The organism is Pseudomonas sp. A-RE-22 (assembly GCF_019956035.1).
Classification (GTDB): Bacteria; Pseudomonadota; Gammaproteobacteria; order Pseudomonadales; family Pseudomonadaceae; genus Aquipseudomonas; species Aquipseudomonas brassicacearum.
This window is the reverse complement of the sequence record NZ_JAHBCZ010000030.1, coordinates 1-26,237: the sequence shown is the minus strand read 5'-3', so window position 1 is coordinate 26,237 and position 26,237 is coordinate 1. Positions and strand designations below refer to the sequence as shown.

At 62.9% G+C, this 26,237-nt stretch carries 25 protein-coding genes; 19 read left to right on the top strand and 6 right to left on the bottom strand.

All coding sequences use genetic code 11. The features are described from left to right. Positions 1–10: 10 nt before the first annotated feature. Positions 11–1,531, bottom strand: a complete 1,521-nt coding sequence (locus tag KGA89_RS15830) for an aldehyde dehydrogenase family protein (protein ID WP_003205918.1) — start codon at positions 1,529–1,531, stop codon at positions 11–13. A gap of 455 nt (positions 1,532–1,986) precedes the next feature. Here KGA89_RS15830 and KGA89_RS15825 point away from each other — a divergent pair, with 455 nt between their 5' ends. From KGA89_RS15825 to KGA89_RS15810, 4 genes are all read left to right on the top strand, one after another. Further along, a complete protein-coding gene (locus tag KGA89_RS15825) occupies positions 1,987–3,894 on the top strand; it encodes a sigma-54-dependent Fis family transcriptional regulator (RefSeq protein WP_223472004.1) in 1,908 nt (635 codons plus the stop codon). Between the two features lie 188 nt (positions 3,895–4,082). Further along, a complete protein-coding gene (mpl, locus tag KGA89_RS15820; protein ID WP_003205915.1) occupies positions 4,083–5,432 on the top strand; it encodes a UDP-N-acetylmuramate:L-alanyl-gamma-D-glutamyl-meso-diaminopimelate ligase in 1,350 nt (449 codons plus the stop codon). Further along, a complete protein-coding gene (ubiX, locus tag KGA89_RS15815) occupies positions 5,429–6,061 on the top strand; it encodes a flavin prenyltransferase UbiX (RefSeq protein ID WP_003205914.1) in 633 nt (210 codons plus the stop codon). Before mpl ends, ubiX begins: the two co-directional genes overlap by 4 nt. Then, complete coding sequence (locus KGA89_RS15810; protein ID WP_003205913.1) at positions 6,054–6,338, top strand: YceK/YidQ family lipoprotein; 285 nt, start codon at positions 6,054–6,056, stop codon at positions 6,336–6,338. The genes ubiX and KGA89_RS15810 overlap by 8 nt, the downstream gene beginning before the upstream one ends. 151 nt (positions 6,339–6,489) lie before the next feature. Here the strand turns inward: KGA89_RS15810 and KGA89_RS15805 are convergent, their stop codons facing one another. From KGA89_RS15805 to KGA89_RS15795, 3 genes are all read right to left on the bottom strand, one after another. Then, the gene (locus KGA89_RS15805; RefSeq protein ID WP_003205912.1) at positions 6,490–7,131 is read right to left on the bottom strand and encodes an oxidoreductase; all 642 of its coding nucleotides are present in this window, start codon (positions 7,129–7,131) and stop codon (positions 6,490–6,492) included. Positions 7,132–7,158: 27 nt separating this feature from the next. Beyond that, positions 7,159–8,877, bottom strand: a complete 1,719-nt coding sequence (locus tag KGA89_RS15800; RefSeq protein ID WP_223472003.1) for a C13 family peptidase — start codon at positions 8,875–8,877, stop codon at positions 7,159–7,161. A 102-nt stretch (positions 8,878–8,979) separates the two neighbouring features. Further along, positions 8,980–9,435: a MaoC family dehydratase gene (locus tag KGA89_RS15795; RefSeq protein WP_003205908.1), complete on the bottom strand. Its 456-nt coding sequence runs from the start codon at positions 9,433–9,435 to the stop codon at positions 8,980–8,982. Positions 9,436–9,627: 192 nt separating this feature from the next. On the opposite strand from KGA89_RS15795, the gene KGA89_RS15790 reads away from it, so the two are divergent. Genes KGA89_RS15790 through KGA89_RS15780 form a run of 3 tightly spaced genes read left to right on the top strand, consistent with a single transcriptional unit; the run spans position 9,628 to position 11,307 of the window. Beyond that, a complete protein-coding gene (locus tag KGA89_RS15790; protein WP_003205907.1) occupies positions 9,628–9,993 on the top strand; it encodes a CidA/LrgA family protein in 366 nt (121 codons plus the stop codon). Further along, positions 9,990–10,706 carry an LrgB family protein gene (locus tag KGA89_RS15785; RefSeq protein WP_003205906.1) on the top strand — a complete coding sequence of 239 codons (717 nt, stop codon included), beginning with the start codon at positions 9,990–9,992 and terminating at the stop codon, positions 10,704–10,706. Before KGA89_RS15790 ends, KGA89_RS15785 begins: the two co-directional genes overlap by 4 nt. A 10-nt stretch (positions 10,707–10,716) precedes the next feature. Beyond that, on the top strand, positions 10,717–11,307 hold the full coding sequence (locus tag KGA89_RS15780; RefSeq protein WP_223472002.1) for an LON peptidase substrate-binding domain-containing protein: 591 nt from the start codon (positions 10,717–10,719) through the stop codon (positions 11,305–11,307). 66 nt (positions 11,308–11,373) lie between these two features. On the opposite strand, the gene KGA89_RS15775 is transcribed toward KGA89_RS15780, so the two are convergent. Continuing rightward, complete coding sequence (locus tag KGA89_RS15775; protein WP_223472001.1) at positions 11,374–12,690, bottom strand: bifunctional DedA family/phosphatase PAP2 family protein; 1,317 nt, start codon at positions 12,688–12,690, stop codon at positions 11,374–11,376. Between the two features lie 175 nt (positions 12,691–12,865). Continuing rightward, complete coding sequence (locus tag KGA89_RS15770) at positions 12,866–13,543, bottom strand: DNA-3-methyladenine glycosylase (protein ID WP_003205899.1); 678 nt, start codon at positions 13,541–13,543, stop codon at positions 12,866–12,868. 196 nt (positions 13,544–13,739) lie between these two features. Between KGA89_RS15770 and KGA89_RS15765 the strand changes: the two genes are divergently transcribed. The 12 genes from KGA89_RS15765 (at position 13,740) to lipA (ending at position 25,188) form a co-directional block, all read left to right on the top strand. Further along, positions 13,740–15,011, top strand: a complete 1,272-nt coding sequence (locus tag KGA89_RS15765; protein ID WP_223472000.1) for a glutamate-5-semialdehyde dehydrogenase — start codon at positions 13,740–13,742, stop codon at positions 15,009–15,011. A 1-nt stretch (position 15,012) separates the two neighbouring features. Next, positions 15,013–15,699, top strand: a complete 687-nt coding sequence (nadD, locus tag KGA89_RS15760; RefSeq protein ID WP_014340380.1) for a nicotinate-nucleotide adenylyltransferase — start codon at positions 15,013–15,015, stop codon at positions 15,697–15,699. A gap of 71 nt (positions 15,700–15,770) precedes the next feature. Further along, positions 15,771–16,265, top strand: coding sequence for a ribosome silencing factor (gene rsfS, locus KGA89_RS15755; RefSeq protein WP_003205895.1), 495 nt, complete (start codon positions 15,771–15,773; stop codon positions 16,263–16,265). Positions 16,266–16,274: 9 nt separating this feature from the next. Further along, entirely contained in the window at positions 16,275–16,742 is a 468-nt protein-coding gene (gene rlmH / locus KGA89_RS15750) for a 23S rRNA (pseudouridine(1915)-N(3))-methyltransferase RlmH (protein ID WP_003185785.1), read from the top strand. Between the two features lie 9 nt (positions 16,743–16,751). Beyond that, positions 16,752–18,647 (top strand): penicillin-binding protein 2, encoded by a 1,896-nt coding sequence (mrdA, locus tag KGA89_RS15745; RefSeq protein WP_223471999.1) that lies wholly within the window; start codon positions 16,752–16,754, stop codon positions 18,645–18,647. Positions 18,648–18,678: 31 nt separating this feature from the next. Then, positions 18,679–19,782: a rod shape-determining protein RodA gene (gene rodA / locus KGA89_RS15740; RefSeq protein ID WP_043042958.1), complete on the top strand. Its 1,104-nt coding sequence runs from the start codon at positions 18,679–18,681 to the stop codon at positions 19,780–19,782. Between the two features lie 17 nt (positions 19,783–19,799). After that, positions 19,800–20,810: a lytic murein transglycosylase B gene (gene mltB, locus KGA89_RS15735; protein ID WP_063324228.1), complete on the top strand. Its 1,011-nt coding sequence runs from the start codon at positions 19,800–19,802 to the stop codon at positions 20,808–20,810. After that, positions 20,810–21,835, top strand: coding sequence for a septal ring lytic transglycosylase RlpA family protein (locus KGA89_RS15730; RefSeq protein ID WP_003205889.1), 1,026 nt, complete (start codon positions 20,810–20,812; stop codon positions 21,833–21,835). Before mltB ends, KGA89_RS15730 begins: the two co-directional genes overlap by 1 nt. 167 nt (positions 21,836–22,002) lie before the next feature. After that, positions 22,003–23,160: a D-alanyl-D-alanine carboxypeptidase family protein gene (locus KGA89_RS15725; RefSeq protein WP_003205888.1), complete on the top strand. Its 1,158-nt coding sequence runs from the start codon at positions 22,003–22,005 to the stop codon at positions 23,158–23,160. An 81-nt stretch (positions 23,161–23,241) separates the two neighbouring features. Then, the gene (locus KGA89_RS15720) at positions 23,242–23,517 is read left to right on the top strand and encodes a DUF493 domain-containing protein (protein ID WP_003185772.1); all 276 of its coding nucleotides are present in this window, start codon (positions 23,242–23,244) and stop codon (positions 23,515–23,517) included. Beyond that, positions 23,517–24,164 (top strand): lipoyl(octanoyl) transferase LipB, encoded by a 648-nt coding sequence (lipB, locus tag KGA89_RS15715; protein WP_223471998.1) that lies wholly within the window; start codon positions 23,517–23,519, stop codon positions 24,162–24,164. The genes KGA89_RS15720 and lipB overlap by 1 nt, the downstream gene beginning before the upstream one ends. 1 nt (position 24,165) lies before the next feature. Continuing rightward, positions 24,166–25,188, top strand: a complete 1,023-nt coding sequence (lipA, locus tag KGA89_RS15710; protein ID WP_003205886.1) for a lipoyl synthase — start codon at positions 24,166–24,168, stop codon at positions 25,186–25,188. Positions 25,189–26,237: the final 1,049 nt, after the last annotated feature.

Sequence of the window (26,237 nt, the reverse complement as noted above, 5' to 3'; positions counted from 1 at the left end):
TTCCCGCAGGTTAGAAGAACCCCAACGGATTAATGTCGTAGCTCACCAGCAAATTCTTGGTCTGCTGGTAATGGTCGAGCATCATCTTGTGCGTCTCACGCCCGACGCCGGACTTCTTGTAGCCACCGAACGCGGCATGCGCCGGGTACAGGTGGTAGCAGTTGGTCCACACGCGACCGGCCTTGATCGCCCGGCCCATGCGGTAGGCGCGGTTGATGTCGCGGGTCCAGAGGCCGGCACCGAGGCCGAACTCGGTGTCGTTGGCGATCGCCAGGGCTTCGGCTTCGTCCTTGAAGGTGGTGATGCTCACCACTGGGCCAAAGATTTCTTCCTGGAACACGCGCATCTTGTTGGTGCCCTTGAGCAGGGTCGGCTGGATGTAATACCCGGTCGCCAGGTTGCCCTCGAGTTTTTCCACCTTGCCACCGGTCAGCAGCTCGGCGCCTTCGCCCTTGGCGATTTCCAGGTACGAAAGAATCTTGTCGAATTGCTGCTCGGACGCCTGGGCGCCGACCATGGTCTCGGTGTCCAGCGGGTCGCCGCGTTTGATCTGCAGGACTTTCTTCATCACCACTTGCATGAATTCGTCGTAGATCGACTCCTGCACCAGCGCGCGGGATGGGCAGGTGCAGACTTCGCCCTGGTTGAAGAACGCCAGTACCAGGCCTTCGGCGGCTTTCTCGATGAAGCTCGGCTCGGCTTGCATGATGTCTTCGAAGAAGATGTTCGGCGACTTGCCGCCCAGTTCCACGGTAGACGGGATGATGTTCTCGGCGGCGCATTTCATGATGTGCGAGCCCACCGGGGTGGAACCGGTGAAGGCAATCTTGGCGATGCGCTTGCTGGTGGCGAGGGCTTCGCCGGCTTCTTTGCCGAAACCTTGCACCACGTTCAGCACGCCGGGCGGCAGCAGGTCGCCGATCAGCTCCATGAGCACGCAGATGCCCAGTGGGGTTTGCTCGGCCGGCTTGAGCACCACGCAGTTACCGGCGGCCAGGGCCGGGGCGAGTTTCCAGGCGGCCATCAGCAGCGGGAAGTTCCACGGGATGATCTGCCCGACCACGCCCAGCGGTTCATGGATGTGGTAGGCCACGGTGTTGCCGTCGATCTCGGCGGCGCTGCCTTCCTGGGCCCGCAGGCAACCGGCGAAGTAGCGGAAGTGGTCGGCGGCCAGGGGGATGTCGGCGTTGAGGGTTTCACGCACGGCCTTGCCGTTGTCCCAGGATTCGGTGATCGCCAGCACTTCGAGGTTGGCTTCGATGCGGTCGGCGATTTTCAGCAGGATCAGCGAACGGGCCTGGACCGACGTGGCACCCCAGGCATCAGCGGCAGCGTGGGCGGCATCCAGGGCCTTTTCGATGTCTTCGGCTGTGGAGCGCGGGAATTCGGCAATGACCTCGCCATTGACCGGGGAAGTATTGGTGAAGTACTGACCTTTGACAGGCGCGACGAACTCGCCGCCGATGTAGTTACCGTATTTGCTCTTGAACGAAACGATAGCGCCTTCAGTACCGGGGTGAGCGTAACGCATGATGAGTTCTCCTTGGCTTTTGTGCTTATACGGGAGGGCCGCGCAAAATTGAGCGCCGGTAATTAAGCCTAGAGCAAAGGTTGGGCCATTGCCTTGCAGGGCCCGTAAATCAAGACTTTAGGAGGAGTTGGTCGGACAAACGGATGGGTTGTGTGACGCTTGCGATACAGCGGGTGTGACAGTTTGTGCCAGATGCGAGACAGTCTGTGACTGACAGGTCGCGCCAGCATTGCAAAGGCGGTTGGGCTGGAGGATGCTGAACATTCAGCACAGCTCCTGCGGGAACAAAGGTCTGTGGGGGCAAGGTCTGTGGGAGCAAGGCTTGCCCGCGATAGCCACGACGCGGTTCAACTGACCTGCGCGTCATCGTTCATCGCGGGCAAGCCTTGCTCCCACAGGGGCCAGGTTCGACAGTTGCTCCAGCAGGCCGCAACCTTCGGGGAGAACAATAAGAAATGCACAGCAACCATTTGAGTCGCCATGCCCAGCAAGTCCTGACGGTCACCCAGGGCAAGGCCCATTTGCAGGGCCCTGGCAGCGATCCGTCGATTGCCCGTTCCTGGTTGCGCTGCCTCGAGGACTATCACCTCGACCCGGCCCAGAACCTGGCGCCGACGGTGCTCGAACATGGCCGGGTGCTGGAAAGCCGCGAGCGCTTGCAACAGGTGCTGCACATCGCCGGCAGTGAAATGACCAGCCTGCACCAGCAACTCTCCGGCGCCGGCCACGCGGTGTTGCTGACCGACGCCCGGGGCGTGATCCTCAACTGCGTCACCGCCCCCAGCGAACGGAAGATTTTCGAACGGGCCGGCCTCTGGCTCGGCGCCGACTGGAGCGAAGCCTGCGAAGGCACCAACGGCATCGGCACCTGCCTGGTGGAGCGCCAGGCCCTGACCATCCACCAGGAAGAACATTTTCGCGGCCGCCACACCGGCCTGACCTGCTCGGCCAGCCCGGTCTTCGACCCCCAGGGCGAGCTGCTGGCGGTGCTCGACGTGTCTTCGGCCCGGCCGGACGTGTCGCGCCAGAGCCAGTTCCACACCATGGCCCTGGTCAATCTCTCGGCGAAGATGATCGAGAGCTGCTACTTCCTGCGTTGCTTCGACAATCAATGGCTGCTGCGCTTCCATCTGCAGGCTGAGTCCGTGGGGCTGTTCAGCGAAGGCCTGATGGCGTTCGACGGCGAAGGGCGGATCAGCGCCGTCAACCAGAGTGCGCTGAACCTCTTGGGGCATATTCGCGGCAGCTTGCTGGGGCAGCGGGTGGGGGACTTTTTCGACTGTTCGTTGGACGAATTGCTCGGCCGCGCGAGTGTAAATGCCAGTGCGAGTTGGCCGCTGCGCACCCGTGACGGCCGGCATTTGTTCGCCGTGCTGCGTGGGCAGCCGCGCAGCGTGCCGGTGCCGGTTGCGCCAGCGCTCAAGATTATCGAGCCCGCGCGGCTGCCGGGCATCTGCCTGGGGGATGCGGCGTTGCAGGAACATTTTCGCAAGGCGCTGCGGGTGTTCGAGCGCGATGTGCCGCTGCTGATTCAGGGCGAAACCGGCTCCGGCAAGGAGGCGTTTGCCAAGGCCGTGCATCACGCCAGCCAGCGCGCCGGCAAGCATTTCGTCGCCCTCAACTGCGCGGCCATCCCGGAAAGCCTGATCGAGAGCGAGCTGTTCGGTTATCGCGGCGGCAGCTTCACCGGCGCGCGCAAGGAAGGCATGCGTGGCAAGCTGCAACAAGCTGACGGCGGCACGCTGTTCCTCGATGAAATCGGCGACATGCCCCTGGCCTTGCAGACCCGCTTGCTGCGGGTGCTGGAGGATCGCCAAGTGGTGCCCATCGGCGGCGAGCCCGAGGCGGTGAACGTGCGCATCATCAGCGCCACTCACCGGCAGTTGCTGGATCGGGTGCAGGACGGCAGTTTTCGTGAGGATTTGTACTACCGGCTCAACGGCCTGGAAATCCCGTTGCCGGCGTTGCGCGAGCGCAGCGACAAGTCGCAGTTGCTGGATTTTCTGTTGGCGGAAGAGAGCGGGGCCGAGACGGTGTCCATCGACGAACCGGCGCGCCAGGCGTTGCTGGGGTTCGACTGGCCGGGCAACGTGCGGCAATTGCGCAACGTGCTGCGGACCCTTGCCGCGCTGTGCGACGGCGGGCGGATCGGGCTGGAGGACTTGCCGGCGATGATCCGCCAGCGTCCGTCGATTGTGCTGGTTGAAACGGTGGCGGAGCGGCCGCTGGAGGATGCCGAACGGTTGGCATTGCTCGATGCGCTGGAGCGCCAGCGCTGGCACATGACCCACACGGCGGAACAACTGGGGATCAGCCGCAATACCCTCTACCGCAAGCTGCGCAAGCACGCGATTGCCCGATAACCGCGTGACGATCGTTCCCACGCTCCGCGTGGGAATGCCTCTGCGGACGCTCCGCGTTCGGCTTCCAGGGACGCAGAGCGTCCCGGGCTGCATTCCCACGCGGAGCGTGGGAACGATCAGATTCGAAACACAAGGTGCGATTTCCCCCTCCCTAGGCTAACCTGCGGCCATGTTTTACGAGGTCGACTATGCACATCCATATTCTCGGTATTTGCGGCACTTTCATGGGTTCGATGGCGGTCCTGGCCAAGGAGCTGGGCCATCACGTGACCGGCTCCGACGCCAACGTCTACCCGCCGATGAGCACTCAGCTGGAGGCCCAGGGCATCGAGCTGACCCAAGGCTACGACCCGGCGCAACTGGACCCGGCGCCGGACCTGGTGGTCATCGGCAACGCCATGTCCCGTGGCAACCCGGCGGTGGAGTACGTGCTCAACAAAGGCCTGCCGTACGTGTCCGGGCCGCAGTGGCTGGCCGATCACGTGCTGCAGGGCCGTTGGGTCCTGGCCGTGGCCGGCACCCACGGCAAGACCACCACCAGCAGCATGCTCGCCTGGGTGCTGGAGCACGCGGGCATGAGCCCGGGCTTTTTGATCGGTGGCGTGCCGCAGAATTTCTCGGTGTCGGCGCGCCTGGGTGGCACGCCGTTCTTCGTGATCGAGGCTGACGAATACGACAGCGCGTTTTTCGACAAGCGCTCGAAATTCGTCCACTACCGTCCCCGTACCGCGATCCTCAACAACCTTGAGTTCGATCATGCGGACATCTTCCCCGATCTGCCGGCCATCGAGCGGCAGTTCCACCATTTGGTGCGCACCATCCCGAGTGAAGGCCTGGTGATTCACCCGACCACCGAACCGGCCTTGCAGCGCGTGATCGAGATGGGCTGCTGGACTCCGGTGCAAACCACCGGCGCGGGTGGGCAGTGGCAGGTGAAGTTGCTCAAGGATGACGGTTCGCAGTTCGAGGTCATGTTCGAAGGCGTGTCCCAAGGCGTGGTCGAGTGGGACATGACCGGCCAGCACAACGTTGCCAATGCCCTGGCGACCCTGGCGGCGGCTCGGCATGTCGGCGTAGTCCCATCCATGGGCATTGCCGCGTTGAGCGCGTTCAAGAGCGTGAAGCGGCGGATGGAAAAGGTCGCCGAAGTGCGCGGCATCACCATCTATGACGACTTCGCCCACCACCCGACCGCCATCGCCACCACCCTCGACGGGTTGCGCAAGCGCATCGGCGATGCGCCGCTGATTGCGATCATCGAGCCGCGTTCCAACTCCATGAAGCTCGGCGCGCACCGTGACGGCCTGCCGGAAAGCGTGGTCGATGCCGACCAGGTGATCTGGTACGCACCGGCCAACCTCGGCTGGGACCTCGGTGCCACTGCGGCGCTGTGCACGGTGCCGTCGATTGTCAGCGATTCGCTGGAAGGCATCATCGAGCGCGTGAAGAGCCAGGCCCAGCCCGGCACTCACGTGGTGATCATGAGCAACGGCGGCTTCGGCGGCCTGCACGGCAAACTGGCCGAGGCGCTGAAATGAGCAATGGTCCGGAACGCATCACGCTGGCGATGACCGGTGCGTCCGGCGCCCAGTACGGCTTGCGCCTGCTCGATTGCCTGGTGCGCGAAGACCGCGAGGTGCATTTCCTCATCTCCAAGGCCGCGCAGTTGGTGATGGCCACTGAGACCGATGTGACCCTGCCGGCCAAGACCCAGATGATGCAGGCCTTCCTCACTGAATACACCGGTGCGGCGGCGGGGCAGATTCGCGTGTATGGCAAGGAAGACTGGATGTCGCCGGTGGCCTCGGGCTCCGGCGCGCCGGCGGCCATGGTGGTGGTGCCGTGTTCCACCGGGACGCTCTCGGCGATTGCCACCGGGGCCTGCAACAACCTGATCGAACGGGCGGCGGACGTCACGCTCAAGGAGCGCCGCCAGTTGATCCTGGTGCCGCGGGAAGCGCCGTATTCGAGCATTCACCTGGAGCACATGCTCAAGCTGTCGAACATGGGCGTGAGCATCCTGCCGGCCTCGCCGGGTTTCTATCACCAGCCGCAGACCATTGATGACCTGATCGATTTTGTCGTCGCCCGGATCCTCAATCTGCTGAACATTCCCCAGGACATGTTGCCGCGCTGGGGCGAACATCATTTGAGCAGCGATGAATAAGCTGCTGATCGTGCTGTTGGCGCTGCAGCTGACCGGCTGCGCCACGGCCCGCACCCTCGACGCCGCCAAGCCTGGTGCGCCGGTGGTGTACGCCGGAACACGCCTGGATCTGTACGCCCTCAACGGTGGCTGCTGCGCCAAGGACCGCTTTGGCGCCGAGGCGCCGAGCTACCCGGGTCTCGATCTGCCGGGCAGTGCGCTGCTCGATACCTTGTTGTTGCCGTTGTCGTTGTTTACCGCGATAGGTGTGGGGTTTCAGGCTACAGGGGGGTTGTAGCACCCACGATAAGTGCTTGGCTTTGGATTGGTGGCGCGCCCTTCGCGAGCAAGCCCGCTCCCACAGGTGATCGTGTTCCTCCAGAAGGAATGCGGTCGAATGTGGGAGCAACTGTCTTGCTCGCGAAGGCGTCCGACTAGGCACCACATGACTATTTGCCGAGCTTGCGCAACTCATCCGACTCCACCACCCGCACCCCATCCTGCTCTTCCAGCGCCAGACGCCACATGGCCCGGGCCAGTTGGCAGGCTTCGATGCCGTGGTACTTGCCTGGGATCAGCTTCGACAAGGGGCCAGCCAGTTGCTCGGCCAGGCGCGGTTCGACGCGGTCGCCCAGCAGCAGGGAAGGCCGGCAAATGGTCAGTTGCGGCCAGCCCTGGGCCTTGAGTGCCGCCTCCATTTCACCTTTGACCCGGTTGTAGAAGATCGATGACTTGGCGTCGGCCCCCAGCGCGCTGATCACCACCAGGTGCCGTGCGCCCAGTTCCCGGGCGCGCTTGGCAAACGCCACGACCAGGTCCAGGTCGATCGCGCGGAAGGCTGCTTCAGAGCCGGCTTTCTTGATGGTCGTGCCGAGGCAGCAGAAGGCGATGTCCACCTGGCCACTGAGTTGTGGCAGCACCTGGGCCGGTTCCCCAACCGGGTTTTCCAAGTGTGGATGTTCAGCCAGTGGCCGGCGTGAAGGCGCCAATACGCGGGTGATGGTCGGCTCGTTGAGCAGCCGGTCCAGCAGATGTTCCCCGGTCAGCCCGGTAGCACCGGCGAGCAAAACATGCTGAGGCGTCAAGTACATAGTGTTTCCCCCTTGATACGGTTCAGCTTAGTTGCTCTTTGTGGCCTCGTCGTTCAATGCAGCACTTTGCAATGCTTTACGTGCCTGCTGTTTGCGCAGCAGTTGCCAGTGGGAAAGGACCGTCCTCGGCGCCCACATCTGCGGTTCGGACGCTTCGAAGTTGTCGGCCTGTTCGCGCTCGGCAACGGTGGCCTTGGCTCGCTTGAAGGCCTGCTCCAGGTCGTCGGTCTGGTTCAATGCCTGGGCGAACAGCGCATCGCCGAAATAGGTGAAGTTGGCTTCCTCGGAGCAGCCGAAGGACACCCGGTCGGCCCGTGAAGCGGTCATGATCAGGGTGCGTTCATCCTTGAGTGCCGGGATGAAGCCGCCGGAATAACAGGCCGAGATCACTACGATCTTGTCGCGGTTCTTCAGTGGCGCCAGCACCACGGCCAGTTCATCGGCGGGCAGGTCGGCCAGTTCCATGCGCGGCTGGTCGAGCACCAGCTCATGCTCGCTGGTGCCGTGGCTGGTCAGGTAGATGAAAATCAGGTCTTCCGGACCACTGCGCTCGGCCAGGGTGGCGGCGGCGCGGCGCAGGCTTTCGCGGCTGGCCATGGGCCGGTCGCCGAGGTGATCGCGGTGGTTGACCAGGCGAATCTGCCCGAACGCGCCGAAACGGCTGGCGAGCATGTTGGCGACATAGTCGGATTCGCGCAGGAACACGCTTTGCTTGCCGTCGCCGCCCAGGGTCAGGCTGTACAGCTCCACCGCCGGGGTCGAGGCCGGGATGTTGGCGAGGGCGTCGTCCAGCAGGCGGCCTTGGGCCAGCACGCCGAGTTCGAGCACATCCGGCAGCAGCCTGCCGTCCGCGTCGCGCACCCGTTGGCCGTTGGCCCAGGTGCCGCTTTGCACGGTGCCGTCGGTCAGCACCAGGGTGCCGCGCCCGTGGTAACTGTCGCTTTCGAACTGGCCGACGTAGAAACTGCCGTCAGGCAGGTTCAGGCGGCCCTCGCCGGTAAAGCGCCAATCATTGAATTGACCGAGATAGTGGCTGCCGTCGGCACCGATCAGTTCGCCCTTGCCGGTCAGCGCGCCGTCCTTGAACCGGCCGATCCAGACATCGCCGTCGGCATTTTCGTAGCGCCCGCGACCGTTGAGCTGGTTGTTCTTGAAGCCGCCGATGTAGACATCGCCATCGGCACTGTTGAAGGTGCCCTTGCCCTGCAGTTGCCCATCGACAAAATTGCCGGTGAACTGGTTGCCGCTGGCGTCGAAGCGCTGGCCTTCACCGTTGGGCTTGCCGTTGGCGAACGGGCCTTGGTACTGGCTGCCGTCGTCGAGTTCCAGGCGTCCGAGGCCGGAATAACGGTCGGCCTTGAACTCGCCCCGGTAGGTCATGCCGTTTTCCTTGAGCGTTCCTTCACCGTCCCGGCGCCCCAGCTTGAAGCCTCCGGTGTAGCTGCTGGTCGGTGTGGTCAGGCTGCCCTGGCCGTGGAACAGGCCTTGCTCGAACTGGCCGCGATAGACCTCGCCATTGCTGCCATGCCATTCCCCGGTGCCGTGCCACTGGCCTTTGTCGAACTGCCCGGCGTACCAGCTGCCATTGGGGTAATCGATGCGCCCCTGGCCTTGCAGCAGCCCGTCCACCAGGTCGCCGCGATAGCGGCCGCCGTCGGGCAGGCGCGCGTCGGGAGGCAGCGGCGATTCGCCGTTGCCACAGGCGGTGAGCAGCAGGGTCAGAGTCAGTGGGACGAATAAGCGCATAACGGGATCCAGGTCATCAGGCCACGAGTATGCCGCAGCTATGCCCCTTGGATACAGAGAAGCGATGCGAAACTGCCTGAGCGGTTTCGCGACCGCGCAGGTTTACACGAAGCAGAGCGACAGCGGCTCGGCGATGTAGGCCGGTTTTTCCGAACCTTCGATCTCCAGTGTGGCGGTGGCCTTGAGCAGCCATTGGCCAGGTTTTTTCTCGGTGACTTCCACCAGGTCGACCTTGAGCCGCACCTTGGAATCGACCTTCACCGGTTGGATGAAGCGCACGCTGTCCAGCCCGTAGTTGACGACCATCTTCACGCCCTCGGGCAGGATCAGGATGTCTTCCATCAGCTTGGGCATCAGCGACAGCGACAGGAAACCGTGGGCGATGGTGCTGCCAAACGGGGTCTGCGCGGCCTTGACCGGATCGACGTGGATGAACTGAAAGTCGCCAGTGGCTTCGGCGAACAGGTTGATGCGCTCCTGATCGATGGTGAGCCATTCGGAACGTCCAAGTTCCTTGCCGACATAATCTTTGAGCGCTGCAACGGGGACGTAGGGCATTGAGACTCTCCTTGGGTTCATCTGTTTTACTTTTTCTGGAGCGGGGATCGGCATCCCCGGAGAACCACTGTAGATCAACATGGCGCGCAAGTAAGGTCACCGAACATGCTTTTTACGAATGCCGACCCATAGCGTGGGCATGCTTATAATGCCGGCGCATTCTTTGAGTAAGTGTTGCAGGGGAGAGAGCGGATGTTGCTACGGGGCCTGACCTGGCTGGTGCTGTTTCAATTGCTGGGCACTGCAATCAATCATTTGTTCTTGCCGGTGTTGCCGGGGCCGATCATTGGCCTGCTGCTGTTGCTCGGTTATCTGGTGGTGCGCGGCGAAGTCAGCGAGCCGCTGAACCTGGCCGCCAGCAGCCTGCTGCGTTATCTGCCATTGCTGCTGGTGCCGCCCGCAGTGGGGGTGATGGTCTATGCCCGGGCGATTGCCGCCGATTTCTGGGCCATCGTCGGCGCGTTGACCTTATCGCTGGTGCTGTCCGTGGCGTTGACAGGGGTGCTGATGCAGCGCCTGGCCCGGCGTCACATCGCCGCTCCGGAGGACAGTCAATGATGCTCGACTGGCAAGGTGCCTGGACCTCGGTGATCCACCATCCGCTGTTTGGCATCGGCATTACCCTGGGCGCCTATCAACTGGTACTGGCGGCGTTCGAAAAGACCCGCTGGGTGTTCCTGCAACCGGTGCTGATGTCGATGGTGCTGTTGATCGTCGTGCTGGTCGGTTGCGGCATCGACTATGCCGAATACCGCAAGAGCACCGAGATCCTCAGCATCCTGCTGGGCCCGGCCACGGTCGCCCTGGCCGTGCCGTTGTATTTGAACTTGCGACGGATCCGGCAGTTGTTCTGGCCGATTTTTACTACGCTGGTGATAGCTGGGGTGTTTGCCACCGGCTCTGCAGTGGTGTTGGGCTGGGCTTTTGGTGCCGAGCACATGATTCTGATGACCATGGCGCCCAAGTCCGTGACCTCGCCGATCGCCATGCTGGTGGCCGAGCAGATCGGCGGTGTGGCGGCGATGGCGGCGGTGTTCGTGTTGATCACCGGTGTGCTCGGGGCGATCCTCGGCCCGAGCATTCTGACCAGGCTGGGTGTCCATAGCCCAGAAGCTCGGGGCATGGCCCTGGGGCTGGCGGCCCATGCGGTGGGCACGTCGGTGGCGTTGCAGGAAAGCGAGGAGACAGGCGCCTTTGCGGCGCTGGCGATGAGTCTGATGGGCGTGGCCACGGCGGTGTTGCTGCCGTTGGTGGTGTCGATGACGGTTTAAGGAACTGGTTATGAGCTTGCCGCTTTTCCCGTTGAACACCGTGCTGTTCCCCGGTTGCATCCTCGATTTGCAGATTTTCGAGGCGCGTTACCTCGACATGATCGGGCGCTGCATGAAAAAGGGCGAAGGCTTCGGCGTGGTGTGCATCCTCGATGGCGAGGAAGTCGGCATCGCGCCTGAGGGCTACGCGCGGGTCGGTTGCGAAGCGCGTATCACCGACTTTTCCCAGCAGGACAATGGTCTGCTGGGCATTCGTGTGCTGGGCGGGCGACGTTTTATCGTCCATGACAGCAGCGTCCAGGCGGATCAACTGACGGTCGCTGAAGTCGAGTGGCTGGAAGAAGAACCGGAGCAACCGCTGCAAGAGGAAGACGCCGACCTGGTGGCGCTGCTCAAGGCCCTGGCCGAGCACCCGATGGTCGAGGCCCTGAACATGGGCACTGAAGCGACCGGCCAGCAATCGCTGGCCAATCAACTGGCTTACCTGCTGCCGTTCAATGAGCTGGACAAGATCGACCTGCTGCAACTCGATGATCCCCAGCAGCGCCTGGATGCGATCCAGGCGTTGCTCGATGAGTTGCAGGGCGAACTGTTCGCCTGACCCAACACATATCCACCGAACAACACCGCTCCCACATGGGATCTCCAGTGCCCACAGATAGTGTGTTCAATAGGCATACCGCAACATCGCATGCGGCAGGTGCCGCAGCGCGAAGAAGCTGAACACCGCCACCAGCGCCGGCAGGATCAGCCACCAGACTTTCGGCGGCATGGCCGGTAGCGGGCTCTGGCGCTGGCTCAACCACAGGGCGGCCGCACAGATGCTGGCGGCGAGCATCGCCCCGGCGACGATGTCGCTCGGCCAGTGCGCCCCCAGGTAAACCCGCGACAGGGCGATGGCCAGCGCTGGCAGGCAGCCCAGCAGCAGCCAGGTCAGGCGCAGGCGTGGCGGTTGGCCGCGACCGGCCAGGACGGCGAGGGTCAGGAACAGCGCGAATGCCCCGGAGGAGTGGCCGCTGGGCATGCTGTAGCTGGTCAGCGGGTCGGTGAGGATTTCCGGGCGCACACGGGAAAAGAAGTGTTTGCTACCGGTATTGGCCAGGGAGGTGAGCAGCATCGTGCCACCGGCAAAGATCGCCTGCCGCCATTGCCGTGCCAACAGCAATAACGCGGTCAACAGGCTGCAGACAATCAGCATGTAGCGGAATTCGCCGATCAGCGTGAAGGTCACGGCGATTTCATCCAGCGTCGGGCTGCGATGCTCCTGGACCAGGGCCATCAAGCCCTGGTCGAACGCCGTCAGGTAGCGAAAGCCGATGAACAGGCCGATCAGGATCACCAGGCCGAGGCCTGCGATCAGCGCCGTGGCATGGCGATGACGGCGCAGGCTGCTGTTGACGCTCAGCCCGATCATCACCGCGATACTGCCGATGACCACGCCGGCCTGTGGCCAGAAACCTTCAGGCAGCGGCAGGCGAAACGCCGCCCCGGTGGCCCAGCCCGGTAGCAGGTACGCCACGGTCCAGCCTGCCGCAGCCAACACGCTGACGGCGGCGAAACGCGGGAACGGCATGTCGCACATCCCGGCCACCATCGGCAACATGGGCCGTAGCGGGCCGATGAAACGGCCCACCAGCAGGCTGGCGATGCCGTAGCGCTGGAAATAGTTTTCCGCCGCGCTCATCCATTCCGGGTGATGCCGCAGCCCCGGCAGGCGCCGGATGTTCTGGTGGAAATGCCGGCCGAGGAAGTACGACACCAGGTCCCCCAGCAAGCCGCCGAGCAGGCCCAGCAGCAACGTCTCGCCCAAGGACAGCGCGCCGCTGCCGGCCAGCACGGCGATGGCAAACAACAGCACGGTACCCGGCACGATCAGGCCGGCGATGGCCAGGCACTCCACGCAGGCGACGATGAACACCGCCACCGCCAGCCATTGCGGGTTGACGGTCAACCAACCGGTGATGCTATCGAGCCATGGGCCCATAAATACAACTCCATTGAATATTGATTGGCATGCAGTTTTTACTGTGGGGAGCGCTTTTGGGGGCAACGCTTGCTCGCGACGAACGATGACGCGACCTTACTGTTGATCCGTGTCGCCTGCATCGCGGGCAAGCCTTGCTCCCACAAGCCCGCTCCCATAGGGGGGCGATATTTCATCAGGACAACAAAAAATAATCACGCCCTTCGACCTGTCCGCGCCGCAAAGGGTTGCGGGTGCACCACGGGGCGTAGGCGGCATCGACGAAGCGGTAGGGCAGGTGCTCGTCCCGTCCCTGGGGAATGCCCAGGCGAGTGGTCTGGATCGCATTGACCGTCGGCACGCCGACATCTTCCACCAGCAAGCGCTCGGGGTCGAAGCGTTTGGCGTCCCAGTCCGGCACTTTCAGCCCCAGGGCTTTGCACAGCAGGGTCTGGCCGGCACAGAGTTTCTGCGGTGTGCGCGGCCGGCCTTGGGCGTCGGGGTTGTTGAGCAGCATCTGCGCCAGGCTCGCCGGCCCGGAAAGGGCGTCGACCCATGGGTACGCCGATTTGATCAGCACCGCATTGCCGGGGCCCTGGGCGCTGAAGTTCAACGAATCGCCGCCCCGGGCGTAGTACATATAAATGTGGCCGCCATCCAGAAACAAAGCCTTACGTTTTTCTGTGTAGCCCAGCGAGGCGTGGCTGCCTTTTTCGGCGAAGTAATACGCCTCGGTCTCGATGATCCGCGCGCTGAGCCACAGGTCACCGACCTTGTGACGGATGACTTTGCCCAGCAGGTCCTTGGCAAGCACCTGGGCGTCGCGATCGAAAAAGGCGTGGGGCAGGGCGTTGGGCGATGGCAAATCGGTCATGGCGATAAACGAAGTGAGGCCAAAGGAAGCGCGATGATAGCAATGGAAAGCTTAATCACCGCTGAACAGTCGCTTCAACCGGCTGTTTACGCCTGTTTTGCTCCTCCGCCGGTCACCACTGTGAGTCCATGCTGTTAGTCGAGGGTTACGACAGCTATAATCTGCCGCTTTCCTCATCGCCAAGACCACACAGACCATGACTGAGTCCGTTCTTGACTACATGACCCGCCTGGGTCGCGCCGCTCGCCAAGCGTCGCGCATCGTCGGCCGGGCCAGCACCGCGCAGAAAAACCGCGCCCTGCAGGCCGCCGCCAATGCGCTGGACGCTGCGCGTGCCGAGTTGTCCGCTGCCAACGAACTGGACCTGGCCGCCGGCCGGGCCAATGGTCTGGAACCGGCCATGCTCGAGCGCCTGGCGCTGACCCCGGCACGCATCGACGGCATGATCGTCGGTCTGCGCCAGGTCGCGGCCCTGCCGGACCCGGTCGGGGCGATCCGCGACATGAGCTACCGGCCGTCGGGCATCCAGGTCGGCAAGATGCGCGTGCCCCTGGGCGTGGTCGGGATCATCTACGAGTCGCGGCCGAACGTGACCATCGACGCCGCCAGCCTGTGCCTGAAGTCGGGTAATGCGACCATCTTGCGTGGCGGCTCCGAGGCGATCCATTCCAACCGTGCCATTGCCGCCTGCATCCAGCGTGGCCTGGCCGAAGCCGATCTGCCGGCGGCCGTGGTGCAAGTGGTGGAAACCACTGACCGTGCCGCAGTCGGCGCATTGATCACCATGCCCGAGTTCGTCGATGTCATCGTGCCGCGTGGCGGCAAGGGCCTGATCGAACGGGTCAGCCGTGACGCCCGCGTGCCGGTGATCAAGCACCTGGACGGCATCTGCCACGTCTACGTCAGCGCCCACGCCGAGTTGCCGAAGGCCCAGCGCATCGCCTTCAACGCCAAGACCTACCGCTACGGTATCTGCGGCGCGATGGAAACCCTGCTGGTGGACCAGGCCGTGGCCAAGGACTTCCTGCCGTCGATGGCTGCCCAGTTCCGCGAGAAAGGCGTCGAGCTGCGCGGTTGCGAGCGCACCCGGGTGATCATCGAGGCCGTCGCGGCCACGGAAGAAGACTGGGACACCGAATACCTGGCGCCGATCCTGTCGATCCGTGTGGTCGACGGGCTGGAGGAGGCCATCGAGCACATCAATCGCCACGGTTCGCACCACACCGACTCCATTGTCAGTGAAAACCTGGGGGAAACCCGGCGCTTCGTGGCCGAAGTGGATTCGGCGTCGGTGATGATCAACACCCCGACCTGCTTCGCCGATGGCTTTGAATACGGATTGGGTGCCGAGATCGGCATTTCTACTGATAAGCTGCACGCCCGCGGCCCGGTGGGCCTCGAAGGCCTGACCTGCGAGAAGTACATCGTGGTCGGTGACGGCCAGTTGCGCGGACAGGAGTCGGTCTGACTTGGGCGATCTCGACCCGCCAGCTGCTGTGACGACGACAACCCCGCCCCGGCGCATCGGTATCCTGGGCGGCACGTTCGACCCGGTGCACATCGGCCATTTGCGCGGTGCGCTGGAAGTCGCCGACGCCCTGGCCCTCGATGAGCTACGCCTGACGCCCAGCGCCCGGCCGCCTCACCGGGATACGCCGCAGGTGTCGGCGCAGGACCGCCTGGCGATGGTCGAGTGCGCGGTGGCCGGTGTGGCACCGTTGGTGGTGGACGCCCGCGAATTGCAGCGGGACAAACCGTCCTACACCATTGATACCCTGGAGCTGATGCGCGCCGAACTGGCCGCTGATGCCCAGGTTTTTCTGCTTCTGGGCTGGGACGCATTTTGCGGCCTGCCCACTTGGCATCGCTGGGAAGAGTTGCTCCAGCATTGCCACATCCTGGTGCTGCAACGCCCGGATGCCGACAGCGAGCCGCCGGATGCCTTGCGCAACCTGCTGGCGGCCCGCTCGGTGAGCGACCCGCTGGCCCTGAAAGGGCCGAGCGGACAGATTGCATTCGTCTGGCAGACGCCGCTCGCGGTATCCGCCACCCAGATCCGTCAACTGCTGGCCAGCGGTAAGTCGGTACGTTTCCTGGTGCCCGACGCGGTCCTGGCCTACATCGATGCGCACGGGCTTTACCGTGCGTCGAACTGAAAAAGGTGTGCTTCAAGGCACGTGAATGCGTGTAGCGAAGCGCCCGAACATACGAGCAAAACGAGTTTTATATGACTGACAAAGACGTAAACAAAGTAAAGCGCAAAGGCACGTTCAAAAGCGCCCCGTTGCCAGTAGAGGCCCACACCGGCGTCGTACTGGCCGGTGAAGAACTGGTCAAGGTGGCCGTGGCGGCCCTGGAAGACGTCAAGGCCCAGGACATCCAGGTGATCGACGTTCGTGAAAAGCAGAGCATCACGGACTACATGATCATCGCCACCGGTACCTCCAACCGCCAGATCGGCGCGATGCTGGACAAGGTCCGCGAAGCGGTCAAGGCCCAGGGCGTCAAGCCGCTGGGTGAAGAAGGCAAGGGCGACAGCGACTGGGTACTGCTGGATATGGACGACGTCATCGTGCACATGATGACCGCCTCGGCGCGCCAGTTCTACGACCTGGAGCGCCTGTGGGCCGGTGCCGAGCAGAGCCGTTCGGCCAGCGCCGCGCACCACAGCCCGGAAAACCCCCATGAGCACTTCACCAAGCTCAACAAAGACCAGCAATAAGGGACCGCTGTGCGACTGCGCCTGATCGCCGTCGGTTCTCGCATGCCCAAGTGGGTGGAAGAAGGCTGGCATGAATATGCCAAGCGTCTTCCGTCCGAGCTGGCCCTGGAACTGGTGGAAATTCCGCTCAACACCCGTGGCAAGAACGCCGACGTGGCGCGCTTCATCCGCCAGGAAGGCGAAGCCATGCTGGCCAAGGTCGGGCCGAACGAGCGCATTGTCACCCTCGAAGTCCACGGCAAGCCCTGGAGCACCGAGCAACTGGCGGTGGAGCTCGATCGCTGGCGGCTGGATTCGCGTACGGTCAATTTCATGGTCGGTGGCCCGGAAGGGCTGGCGCCGGAAGTCTGTGCCCGGGCCGATCAGCGCTGGTCATTGTCGCCGTTGACGTTGCCACACCCGCTGGTGCGGATCCTGATCGGCGAACAGCTGTATCGTGCCTGGACAGTTCTGTCCGGGCACCCTTACCACAAGTAATCCTGCCCCATGCCCCAGCCGATCCGTATCAAGGACCACGAAAAAGACGCCCGCCTGGTGCGGGGCCGCGTCGTGTTCGGCGCTATTACGGTGGTGACGCTGATCGGCGTGCTGATTGCGCGCTTGTATTTCCTCCAGGTGATCCAGTACGAGTACCACTCGACCCTGTCGGAAAACAACCGGGTGCATGTGCAGCCGATTCCGCCGACCCGCGGGTTGATCTTCGACCGCAATGGCGTGGTGGTGGCGGATAACCGGCCCAGCTTCAGCCTGAGCATGACCCGCGAGCGCTCCGGCGACTGGCAGCACGTGCTCGACGTGATCGTCGAAGTGCTGCAACTGACGCCCGAGGACCGGGCGATCTTCGAGAAGCGCATGCGCCAGGGCCGGCGTCCGTTCGAGCCGGTGCCGATCCTGTTCGAGCTGACCGAAGAGCAGATCGCCCTGATCGCCGTGAACCAGTTCCGCCTGCCCGGCGTCGAGGTGGTGGCGCAGTTGGTGCGTCATTATCCCCAGGGGCCACACTTTGCCCACTCGGTCGGCTACATGGGGCGGATCAACGAGAAAGAGCTCAAGACCCTCGATCCGGTCAATTACAGCGGCACCCACCATATCGGCAAGACCGGCATCGAGCGTTTCTACGAGCCCGAGCTGCATGGCCAGGTGGGTTACGAGGAAGTCGAAACCAACGCCCGCGGCCGCGTATTGCGGGTGCTCAAGCGCACCGACCCGATTCCTGGCAAGGACATCGTCCTGAGCCTGGATATCAAGTTGCAAGAGGCCGCCGAAGCGGCGCTGGGCGGTCGGCGTGGTGCCGTGGTGGCGCTGGATCCGAACACCGGCGAGGTGCTGGCGATGGTCAGCCAGCCGAGTTTCGACCCGAACCTGTTCGTCACCGGTATCAGCTTCAGGGCCTACGCCGATTTGCGCGATTCGATCGATCGGCCACTGTTCAACCGTGTGCTGCGCGGCCTCTATCCGCCGGGGTCGACCATCAAGCCGGCCGTGGCGATTGCCGGGCTGGACTCCGGCGTGGTGACCGCGTCGAGCCGGGTCTATGACCCCGGCTATTACATGCTGCCCAACTACGACCACAAGTACCGCAACTGGAACCGCACCGGCGACGGTTATGTGGACCTGGAAACGGCCATCATGCGTTCCAACGACACCTACTTCTATGACCTGGCCCACAAGCTGGGGATCGATCGGTTGTCGTCCTACCTGGGCAAGTTCGGCATCGGCCAGAAGGTCTCCCTGGACATGTTCGAAGAGTCGCCTGGCTTGATGCCGTCCCGGGAATGGAAGCGCGTGACCCGGCGCCAGGCCTGGTTCCCCGGCGAAACCCTGATCCTGGGGATCGGCCAGGGCTACATGCAGGCCACGCCCTTGCAGCTGGCCCAGGCCACGGCGCTGGTGGCGAGCAAGGGCAAGTGGTATCGCCCGCACCTGGCCAAGACCATCGAAGGCCAGAAACCGGTGGACCCGGACCCGATGCCAGACATCATCCTGCGCAATCCGTCGGACTGGCAGAAGGTCAACAACGGCATGCAGCAAGTGATGCACGGCGCCCGGGGCACCGCCCGCAAGGCGGCCATCGGCTCGCCCTATCGCATTGCCGGCAAGAGCGGTACGGCCCAGGTCGTCGCCATCAAGCAGGGCGAGAAGTACGACCGCTCCAAGGTCCAGGAACGCCATCGCGACCACGCCTTGTTCGTCGGCTTCGCGCCGGCCGACAACCCGAAGATCGTCGTGTCGGTGATGGTCGAGAACGGTGAGTCGGGTTCCGGCGTCGCCGCGCCGGTGGTGCGCCAGATCATGGACGCCTGGCTGCTGGACGAGCACGGCCAGCTCAAGCCTGAATACGCAAGCCCCACCACTGCGGAGGCTACGGCCCGTGAAGAATAATTTCGACCGGATCCTCTCCAGCGAAGATGTGATGCGCCGTCGTGCGACCTTGTTGCAGCGCATGCACATCGATGGTCCGTTGCTGATCCTGCTGCTGACCCTGGCCGCAGGCAGCCTGTTCGTGCTGTATTCGGCCAGTGGCAAGAACTGGGACCTGCTGGGCAAGCAGGCCACCTCGTTCGGCATCGGCCTGGTGTCGATGATCGTCATTGCCCAGCTCGAGCCGCGTTTCATGGCCCGCTGGGTGCCGCTGGCCTATGTGGTGGGCGTGGGCCTGCTGGTGGTGGTGGACGTGATGGGCCACAACGCCATGGGCGCCACCCGCTGGATCAACATTCCCGGGGTGGTCCGCTTCCAGCCTTCGGAATTCCTCAAGATCATCATGCCGGCGACCATCGCCTGGTACCTGTCCAAGCGCACCCTGCCGCCGCAGCTCAAGCACGTGTGCATCAGCCTGTTGCTGATCGGCATCCCGTTCATCCTGATCGTGCGCCAGCCGGACCTGGGTACTTCGCTGCTGATCCTGGCCGGCGGCGCTTTCGTGCTGTTCATGGGCGGGTTGCGCTGGCGCTGGATCCTCAGCGTGATTGCCATCGCCGTGCCGGTGTCGGTGGCCATGTGGTACTTCGTGATGCACGACTACCAGAAGCAGCGAATCCTGACCTTCCTCGACCCGGAGAGCGATCCGCTGGGCACCGGCTGGAACATCATCCAGTCCAAGGCCGCCATCGGTTCCGGCGGGGTGTTCGGCAAGGGCTGGCTGATGGGCACCCAGTCGCACCTGGACTTTTTGCCGGAAAGCCACACCGACTTCATCATCGCCGTGATGGGCGAGGAGTTCGGCCTGGTGGGCATCTGCGTGCTGCTGCTGATCTATTTGCTGCTGATCGGCCGGGGGCTGGTGATCACCGCCCAGGCCCAGACGTTGTTCGGCAAGTTGCTGGCGGGCAGCCTGACCATGACGTTTTTTGTTTATGTTTTCGTCAACATCGGTATGGTCAGTGGCCTGTTGCCGGTCGTGGGGGTGCCGTTGCCATTCATTAGCTACGGAGGAACTTCGCTGGTGACACTACTGTCAGCGTTTGGGGTCTTGATGTCGATTCATACGCATCGCAAGTGGATCGCGCAGGTTTGAATAAGGTGAAGAGTTCAATGCAAGCAATGCGTGGCTGGTCGACGCGATATGCGCCGTGGATCGGCCTGGTCGGCTTCCTGGGCGGCGCGCCCCATGCCCAGGCCGGCGAATACGAAGGCTCGCCGCAGGTGGCCGAATTCGTCGGTGAGATGACCCGCGACTACGGTTTTGCCGGTGAGCAACTGATGGGGGTGTTTCGCGAGGCCGAGCGCAAGCAGTCGATCCTCGACGCCATCTCCCGGCCCGCCGAGCGGGTCAAGCAGTGGAGCGAGTACCGGCCGATGTTCATCACCGAGGCGCGTATCGCCCGGGGCGTGGACTTCTGGCGCCAGCACGAGGCGGCCCTGGCCCGTGCCGAGCAGGAATACGGCGTACCAGCCCAGTTCATTGTGGCTATCATTGGCGTCGAGACCTTCTTTGGCCGTAACACCGGGAATTTCCGGGTGATCGACGCGCTGTCGACCCTGGGCTTCGACTACCCGCCGCGCGCCGAATTCTTCCGCAAGGAGCTGCGCGAGTTCCTGCTGCTGGCCCGCGAAGAGCAGGTCGACCCGCTGACCCTCAAGGGTTCTTACGCCGGGGCCATGGGCCTGCCGCAATTCATGCCCAGCAGTTTTCGCGCTTACGCGGTGGACTTCGACGACGACGGCCACATCAATATCTGGACCAACCCGACCGATGCCATCGGCAGTGTTGCCAGCTATTTCAAGCGCCACGGCTGGGAAGCCGGCCAGCCGGTGGTCAGCCGGGCCGACGTGCGTGGCGAGCAGGTGGACGAGGGCCTGACCGAGGGCATCGAGCCGACGAAAACCGTCGGGGAGTTGCGGGCCTTGGGCTGGTCGAGTCATGATGCGCTGCGTGACGACATGCCGGTCACCGCGATACGCCTGGAAGGCGAACAAGGCCCCGAATACTGGATGGGCCTGAAGAATTTCTACGCGATTACGCGTTATAACCGCAGCGTGATGTACGCCATGGCCGTATATCAACTGTCTGAAGAGCTGGTCAAAGCACGGGGCGTCAAATAATGCGGGCACTGCCTACCTATCAACCCCTGAAAACCAAGCCCCTCAAGCTCGTGGCGTTGGCCGCGCTGTCGCTGTTGGTCGTCAGTTGTTCGACCAGCCGCACGCCGGCCCAGAAAGACTCCACCGCCGTGCGCGCGACGCCGGGCCTGGACATCAACCGGGCCCACAAGGACGGCGCGCCGTGGTGGGACGTGGATGTCTCGCGCATTCCCGACGCGACGCCGACCCTGCACACCGGCCCGTACAAGGCCAACCCGTACACGGTATTGGGCAAGACCTATTTCCCGCTGAGCGACTCCAAGCGCTATGTCGCTTCGGGCACGGCGTCCTGGTACGGCACCAAGTTCCATGGCCAGAACACCGCCAACGGCGAAGTGTATGACCTGTATGGCATGAGCGCGGCCCACAAGACCTTGCCGCTGCCCAGCTATGTGCGGGTGACCAACCTGGACAACAACAAGAGCGTGATCCTGCGGGTCAATGACCGTGGGCCGTTCTATTCCGACCGCATCATCGACTTGTCGTATGCGGCGGCGAAAAAACTTGGTTACGCTGAAATCGGCACCGCCCGGGTCAAGGTCGAAGGTATCGACCCGCAGGAATGGTGGGCCCAACGCGGCCGTCCGGCGCCTTTGATGCTCAACGAGCCGAAAGTGGCGCAAAATGCCGCGCCGACCGTGACGGCGTCCACCGGCACGGTCGAGCAGTGGACGCCACCGCCGCAGCAGCACGCGGCGGCCGTAGTGCCCGTTCAGCTCGACGCAAAAAAAAACGCTTCTGCAACAGCGTCTGGCCAGTTTCTGCAAGTGGGCGCGTTCGCCAACCCGGACGCTGCCGAGCTGCTGAGGTCGAAGCTCAGCTCGATGGTGAGCGCCCCGGTGTTCATCAGCTCGATCGTGCGCAACCAGCAGACACTGCATCGAGTTCGCCTGGGGCCGATCGGTTCTCCGGGTGAAGTCCAGCAAGTACAGAACAGTGTGCGCCTGGCCAATCTCGGTTCGCCGAGCCTGGTCACCGCCGAGTAATTGATTGAGGCCCGCTTGCGGTTGGAGCGGGTCAGGTTGTTGGCTCCGTGAATAACAAAAGCCCGGCAAGGGTAGTGAGTGAGCAACTTAAATACGCGGTGGCCCGTTAAGAGGCTGCCTGTTTAGTTTTGCCTTCGGGCAGTCCCATTAGCGATTTCGAGAGACGGATGAACATCACCACCTTTGCCAAACGCCTTTGCCTGCTAGTCCCGCTGCTTCTCTCCCCTGCCGCGTTTGCGGTCGAGATGATGCCTGCGCCTCCTCAATTGGCCGCCAAATCCTTTGTGCTCATGGATGCCAGCAGCGGCGAGGTCCTGGTAGAGAACAACGGTGACCAGCGCCTGCCACCGGCCAGCCTGACCAAGCTGATGACTGCCTACATCGCCACCCTGGAAATCCGTCGTGGCCAGATCGGTGAAAACGATCCGGTGACCGTCAGCGAAAACGCCTGGCGTACCGGCGGTTCGCGGATGTTCATCAAGGTCGGTTCGCAAGTGACCGTCAGCGACCTGCTGCACGGCATCATCATCCAGTCCGGCAACGACGCCAGCGTCGCCCTGTCCGAGCACATCGCCGGCAGCGAAGATGCGTTCGCCGACATGATGAACAAAACCGTGGCCGACCTGGGCATGACCAACAGCCACTTCATGAACCCTACCGGTCTGCCGAACCCTGAGCACTACTCGTCGGCTCACGACATGGCGCTGTTGGCACGGGCGATCATTCACGAAGACCCGGCGCACTATGCCATCTACTCCCAGAAGGAATTCTTCTGGAACGGCATCAAGCAGCCTAACCGCAACCTGCTGCTGTGGCGCGACAAGACCGTCGATGGCCTGAAGACCGGCCATACCGACGAGGCTGGCTACTGCATGGTGTCCTCGGCTGTCCGTGACGGCATGCGCCTGATCGCCGTCGTCTTCGGCACCAGCAGCGAAGTGGCCCGTGCCGCTGAAACCCAGAAGCTGCTGACCTACGGTTTCCGCTTCTTCGAAACCCAGACCTTCTACCAGAAGGGCACCGAACTGGCCCAGGCCCAGGTCTGGAAAGGCACCACCAATCAGGTGAAGGCCGGCCTGGCCCAGGACCTGACCATGACCTTGCCTAAAGGCCAGCTCAAGAAGCTCGCTGCCAGCATGACCATGAACCCGCAACTGACCGCTCCCATCGCCAAGGGCGACGTGATCGGTAAAGTCGAAGTCAAACTGGACGACAAAGTGGTGCACAGCGCCGACCTGATCGCTCTGGACGCGGTCGAGGAAGGTGGTATCTTCCGCCGCATGTGGGATAGCATCCGTCTATTCTTCTACGGCTTGTTCAACTGATTGAAGTGTTGACCTGCATGGCCTCGTTCCCATCCGGAGCGGGGCCATGTGCGTTACCACGGCTTACGAGGCCGTTACCCCATGACAGACTCTGAAGTAAAAGCGCCAAAGATCGAATTCCCTTGCGCGGATTATCCGATCAAGGTCATCGGCGACACCGGCGTGGGTTTCAAGGACCGGATCATTGCGATCCTTGAAAAACATGCCACCGTTGACCACAAGACCCTGGCCGAGCGCCAGAGTACCAACGGCAAGTACACGACGATCCAGTTGCACATCATTGCCACCGGTCAGGAACAGCTCTACGACATCAACAGCGAGCTGCGCGCGACCGGTTTCGTGCACATGGTGTTGTGATGCCGGGCACGCTGGGCTTTCGCGAGCTGGGCACGATGGCTTACGAGCCGGTCTGGCATGCCATGCAACGCTTCACCAACGAACGCGGCACCACCGCCGACGATGAAGTCTGGCTGGTGGAACACCCGCCGGTGTTCACCCAGGGCCAGGCCGGCAAGGCCGAGCACCTGCTGCTGCCGGGGGATATCCCGGTGGTGAAGGTCGACCGGGGCGGGCAGGTGACCTACCATGGCCCTGGCCAATTGGTCGCCTACCTGTTGCTGGATGTGCGCAAGCTGGGGTTTGGCGTGCGTGAGCTGGTCACCCGCATGGAGACATGCCTGATCGAGCTGCTGGCCGGCTACGGTGTGACGGCGGCGGCCAAGCCGGATGCGCCGGGTGTCTATGTCGACGGGGCGAAGATCGCCTCCTTGGGATTGCGAATCCGCCACGGCTGTTCGTTTCATGGCCTGGCGCTGAACGTGGACATGGACCTTGCGCCATTTCGACGGATTAATCCCTGTGGCTACGCGGGACTGGCGATGACCCAGTTGAGCGAGCATGCAGGATCGATTGAATTTGCCGAGGTAAGTGCCCGGCTGCGCGCGCAGCTCGTCAAACACCTCGACTATGCTGAGCAGACGACCCTCACGGGCGGAATCGACTGATATGACTACTGATGCAGTGCAAACCATTATCCCGACGCAGGACGTCACCGAGCGTCCGGCCCCACGTGCCAAGGTAGAGGCCGGCGTCAAGCTGCGCGGCGCCGAGAAGGTTGCACGCATCCCGGTCAAGATCATTCCGACCACCGAATTGCCGAAGAAGCCTGACTGGATCCGCGTGCGCATCCCGGTGTCCCCGGAAGTCGACCGGATCAAGGCCCTGCTGCGCAAGCACAAGCTGCACAGCGTCTGCGAAGAAGCCTCCTGCCCGAACCTGGGTGAGTGCTTCTCCGGCGGCACCGCCACGTTCATGATCATGGGCGACATCTGCACCCGTCGCTGCCCATTCTGTGACGTCGGCCACGGCCGTCCGAAGCCATTGGACACCAACGAGCCGGAAAGCCTGGCCATCGCCATCGCCGACCTGAAGCTCAAGTACGTGGTCATCACCTCGGTGGACCGCGACGACCTGCGTGACGGCGGTGCCCAGCACTTTGCCGACTGCATCCGCGAGATCCGCAAGCTGTCGCCGAACGTTCAGCTGGAAACCCTGGTGCCCGATTACCGTGGCCGCATGGACATCGCCCTGGAAATCACCGCGGCCGAGCCGCCGGATGTGTTCAACCACAACCTGGAAACCGTACCGCGCCTGTACAAGGCCGCGCGTCCGGGTTCGGATTACCAGTGGTCGTTGACCTTGCTGCAACGCTTCAAGCAGATGATGCCGCACATTCCGACCAAGTCTGGCTTGATGCTGGGCCTGGGTGAGACCGATGAGGAAGTCATCGAGGTCATGAAGCGCATGCGTGAGCATGACATCGATATGCTGACCTTGGGCCAGTACCTGCAGCCTTCGCGTAGTCACCTGCCGGTGCAGCGTTTTGTGCATCCGGATACCTTTGCCTGGTTTGCTGAGGAAGGGTACAAGATGGGCTTCAAGAACGTGGCTTCGGGGCCGTTGGTGCGGTCTTCGTATCATGCGGATGAGCAGGCTAAGTTGGTCAAGGCTGAGCTGCTCGGGTCCTGATTTTTTAGCGTTGGTTTTTGGGGTGGTGTGTATATCCGTTTTTGCGTAACGGCGGCTGACGGTTCCGCTCTTACAGCGGGTCACTTTTGGAAAAGCCCGGAAGCCGGCCCAGTCAAAAGTAACCAAAAGCGCTTTGCCCCACCACTCGGTGCCTCGCCTGGGCTCGGCATGCCTTCACTCCGGCATTGGTTCGTGGGCCGCCGCGAAGGGCCATCCATGGCCCAGCGCGGCTAACCCGGCATCCATGCCGGGTTGCCCACGAACCAATGCCTGCGTTCAGCCATCGTGGTTAACGGGGCGCCCCAGATCAAGATCAAAAGCCAAAGCGAGGCGGCCTTAGAGCCGACCTGGTTCTTGGTGAGACCGCGTTTCCCCTGTGGGAGCGGGCTTGCTCGCGAAAGCGGTGTGTCAGTTTGCGGTGATGTTGGATGTGCCGGCCCCATCGCGAGCAAGCTCGCTCCCACAAGGGGTAGCGGTGTACATGAGTTTTGTGGCTGCTGAAGATCCAATGTGGGAGCGAGCCTGCTCGCGAAGGCGATGTCACAGTCGATGAGGATGTTGGATGTGCCGGCCCCATCGCGAGCAAGCTCGCTCCCACAAGGGGTAGCGGTGTACATGAGTTTTGTGGCTGCTGAAGATCCAATGTGGGAGCGAGCTTGCTCGCGATAGCGGTGGCACAGCTACGTAAATGCTGGATGTGCCGCGCTTTGGCTTTGCTTTGCTTTGCTTTTGCTTTTGATCTTGGGCGCCCCGTTAAACCACGCTGGCCGAACGCAGGCATTGCGCAGTGGGCATCCCGGCATGGATGCCGGGTTAGCCGCGCTGGGCCATGGATGGCCCTTCGCGGCGGCCCACGGAGCAATGCCGGAGTGAGGGCACACCGAGCCTAGGCGAGGTGCCAAGTGGTGGGGCAGAGCGTTTTTGGTTACTTTTGGCGCTCTTTCCAAAAGTGACCCGCCGTAAGGGCGGAACCGCCAGCCGCCGTTACAAAAAAAACGGATATACACACGATCAAGAAAACTGGGAACCCCATGGCCCTAACCCCACAC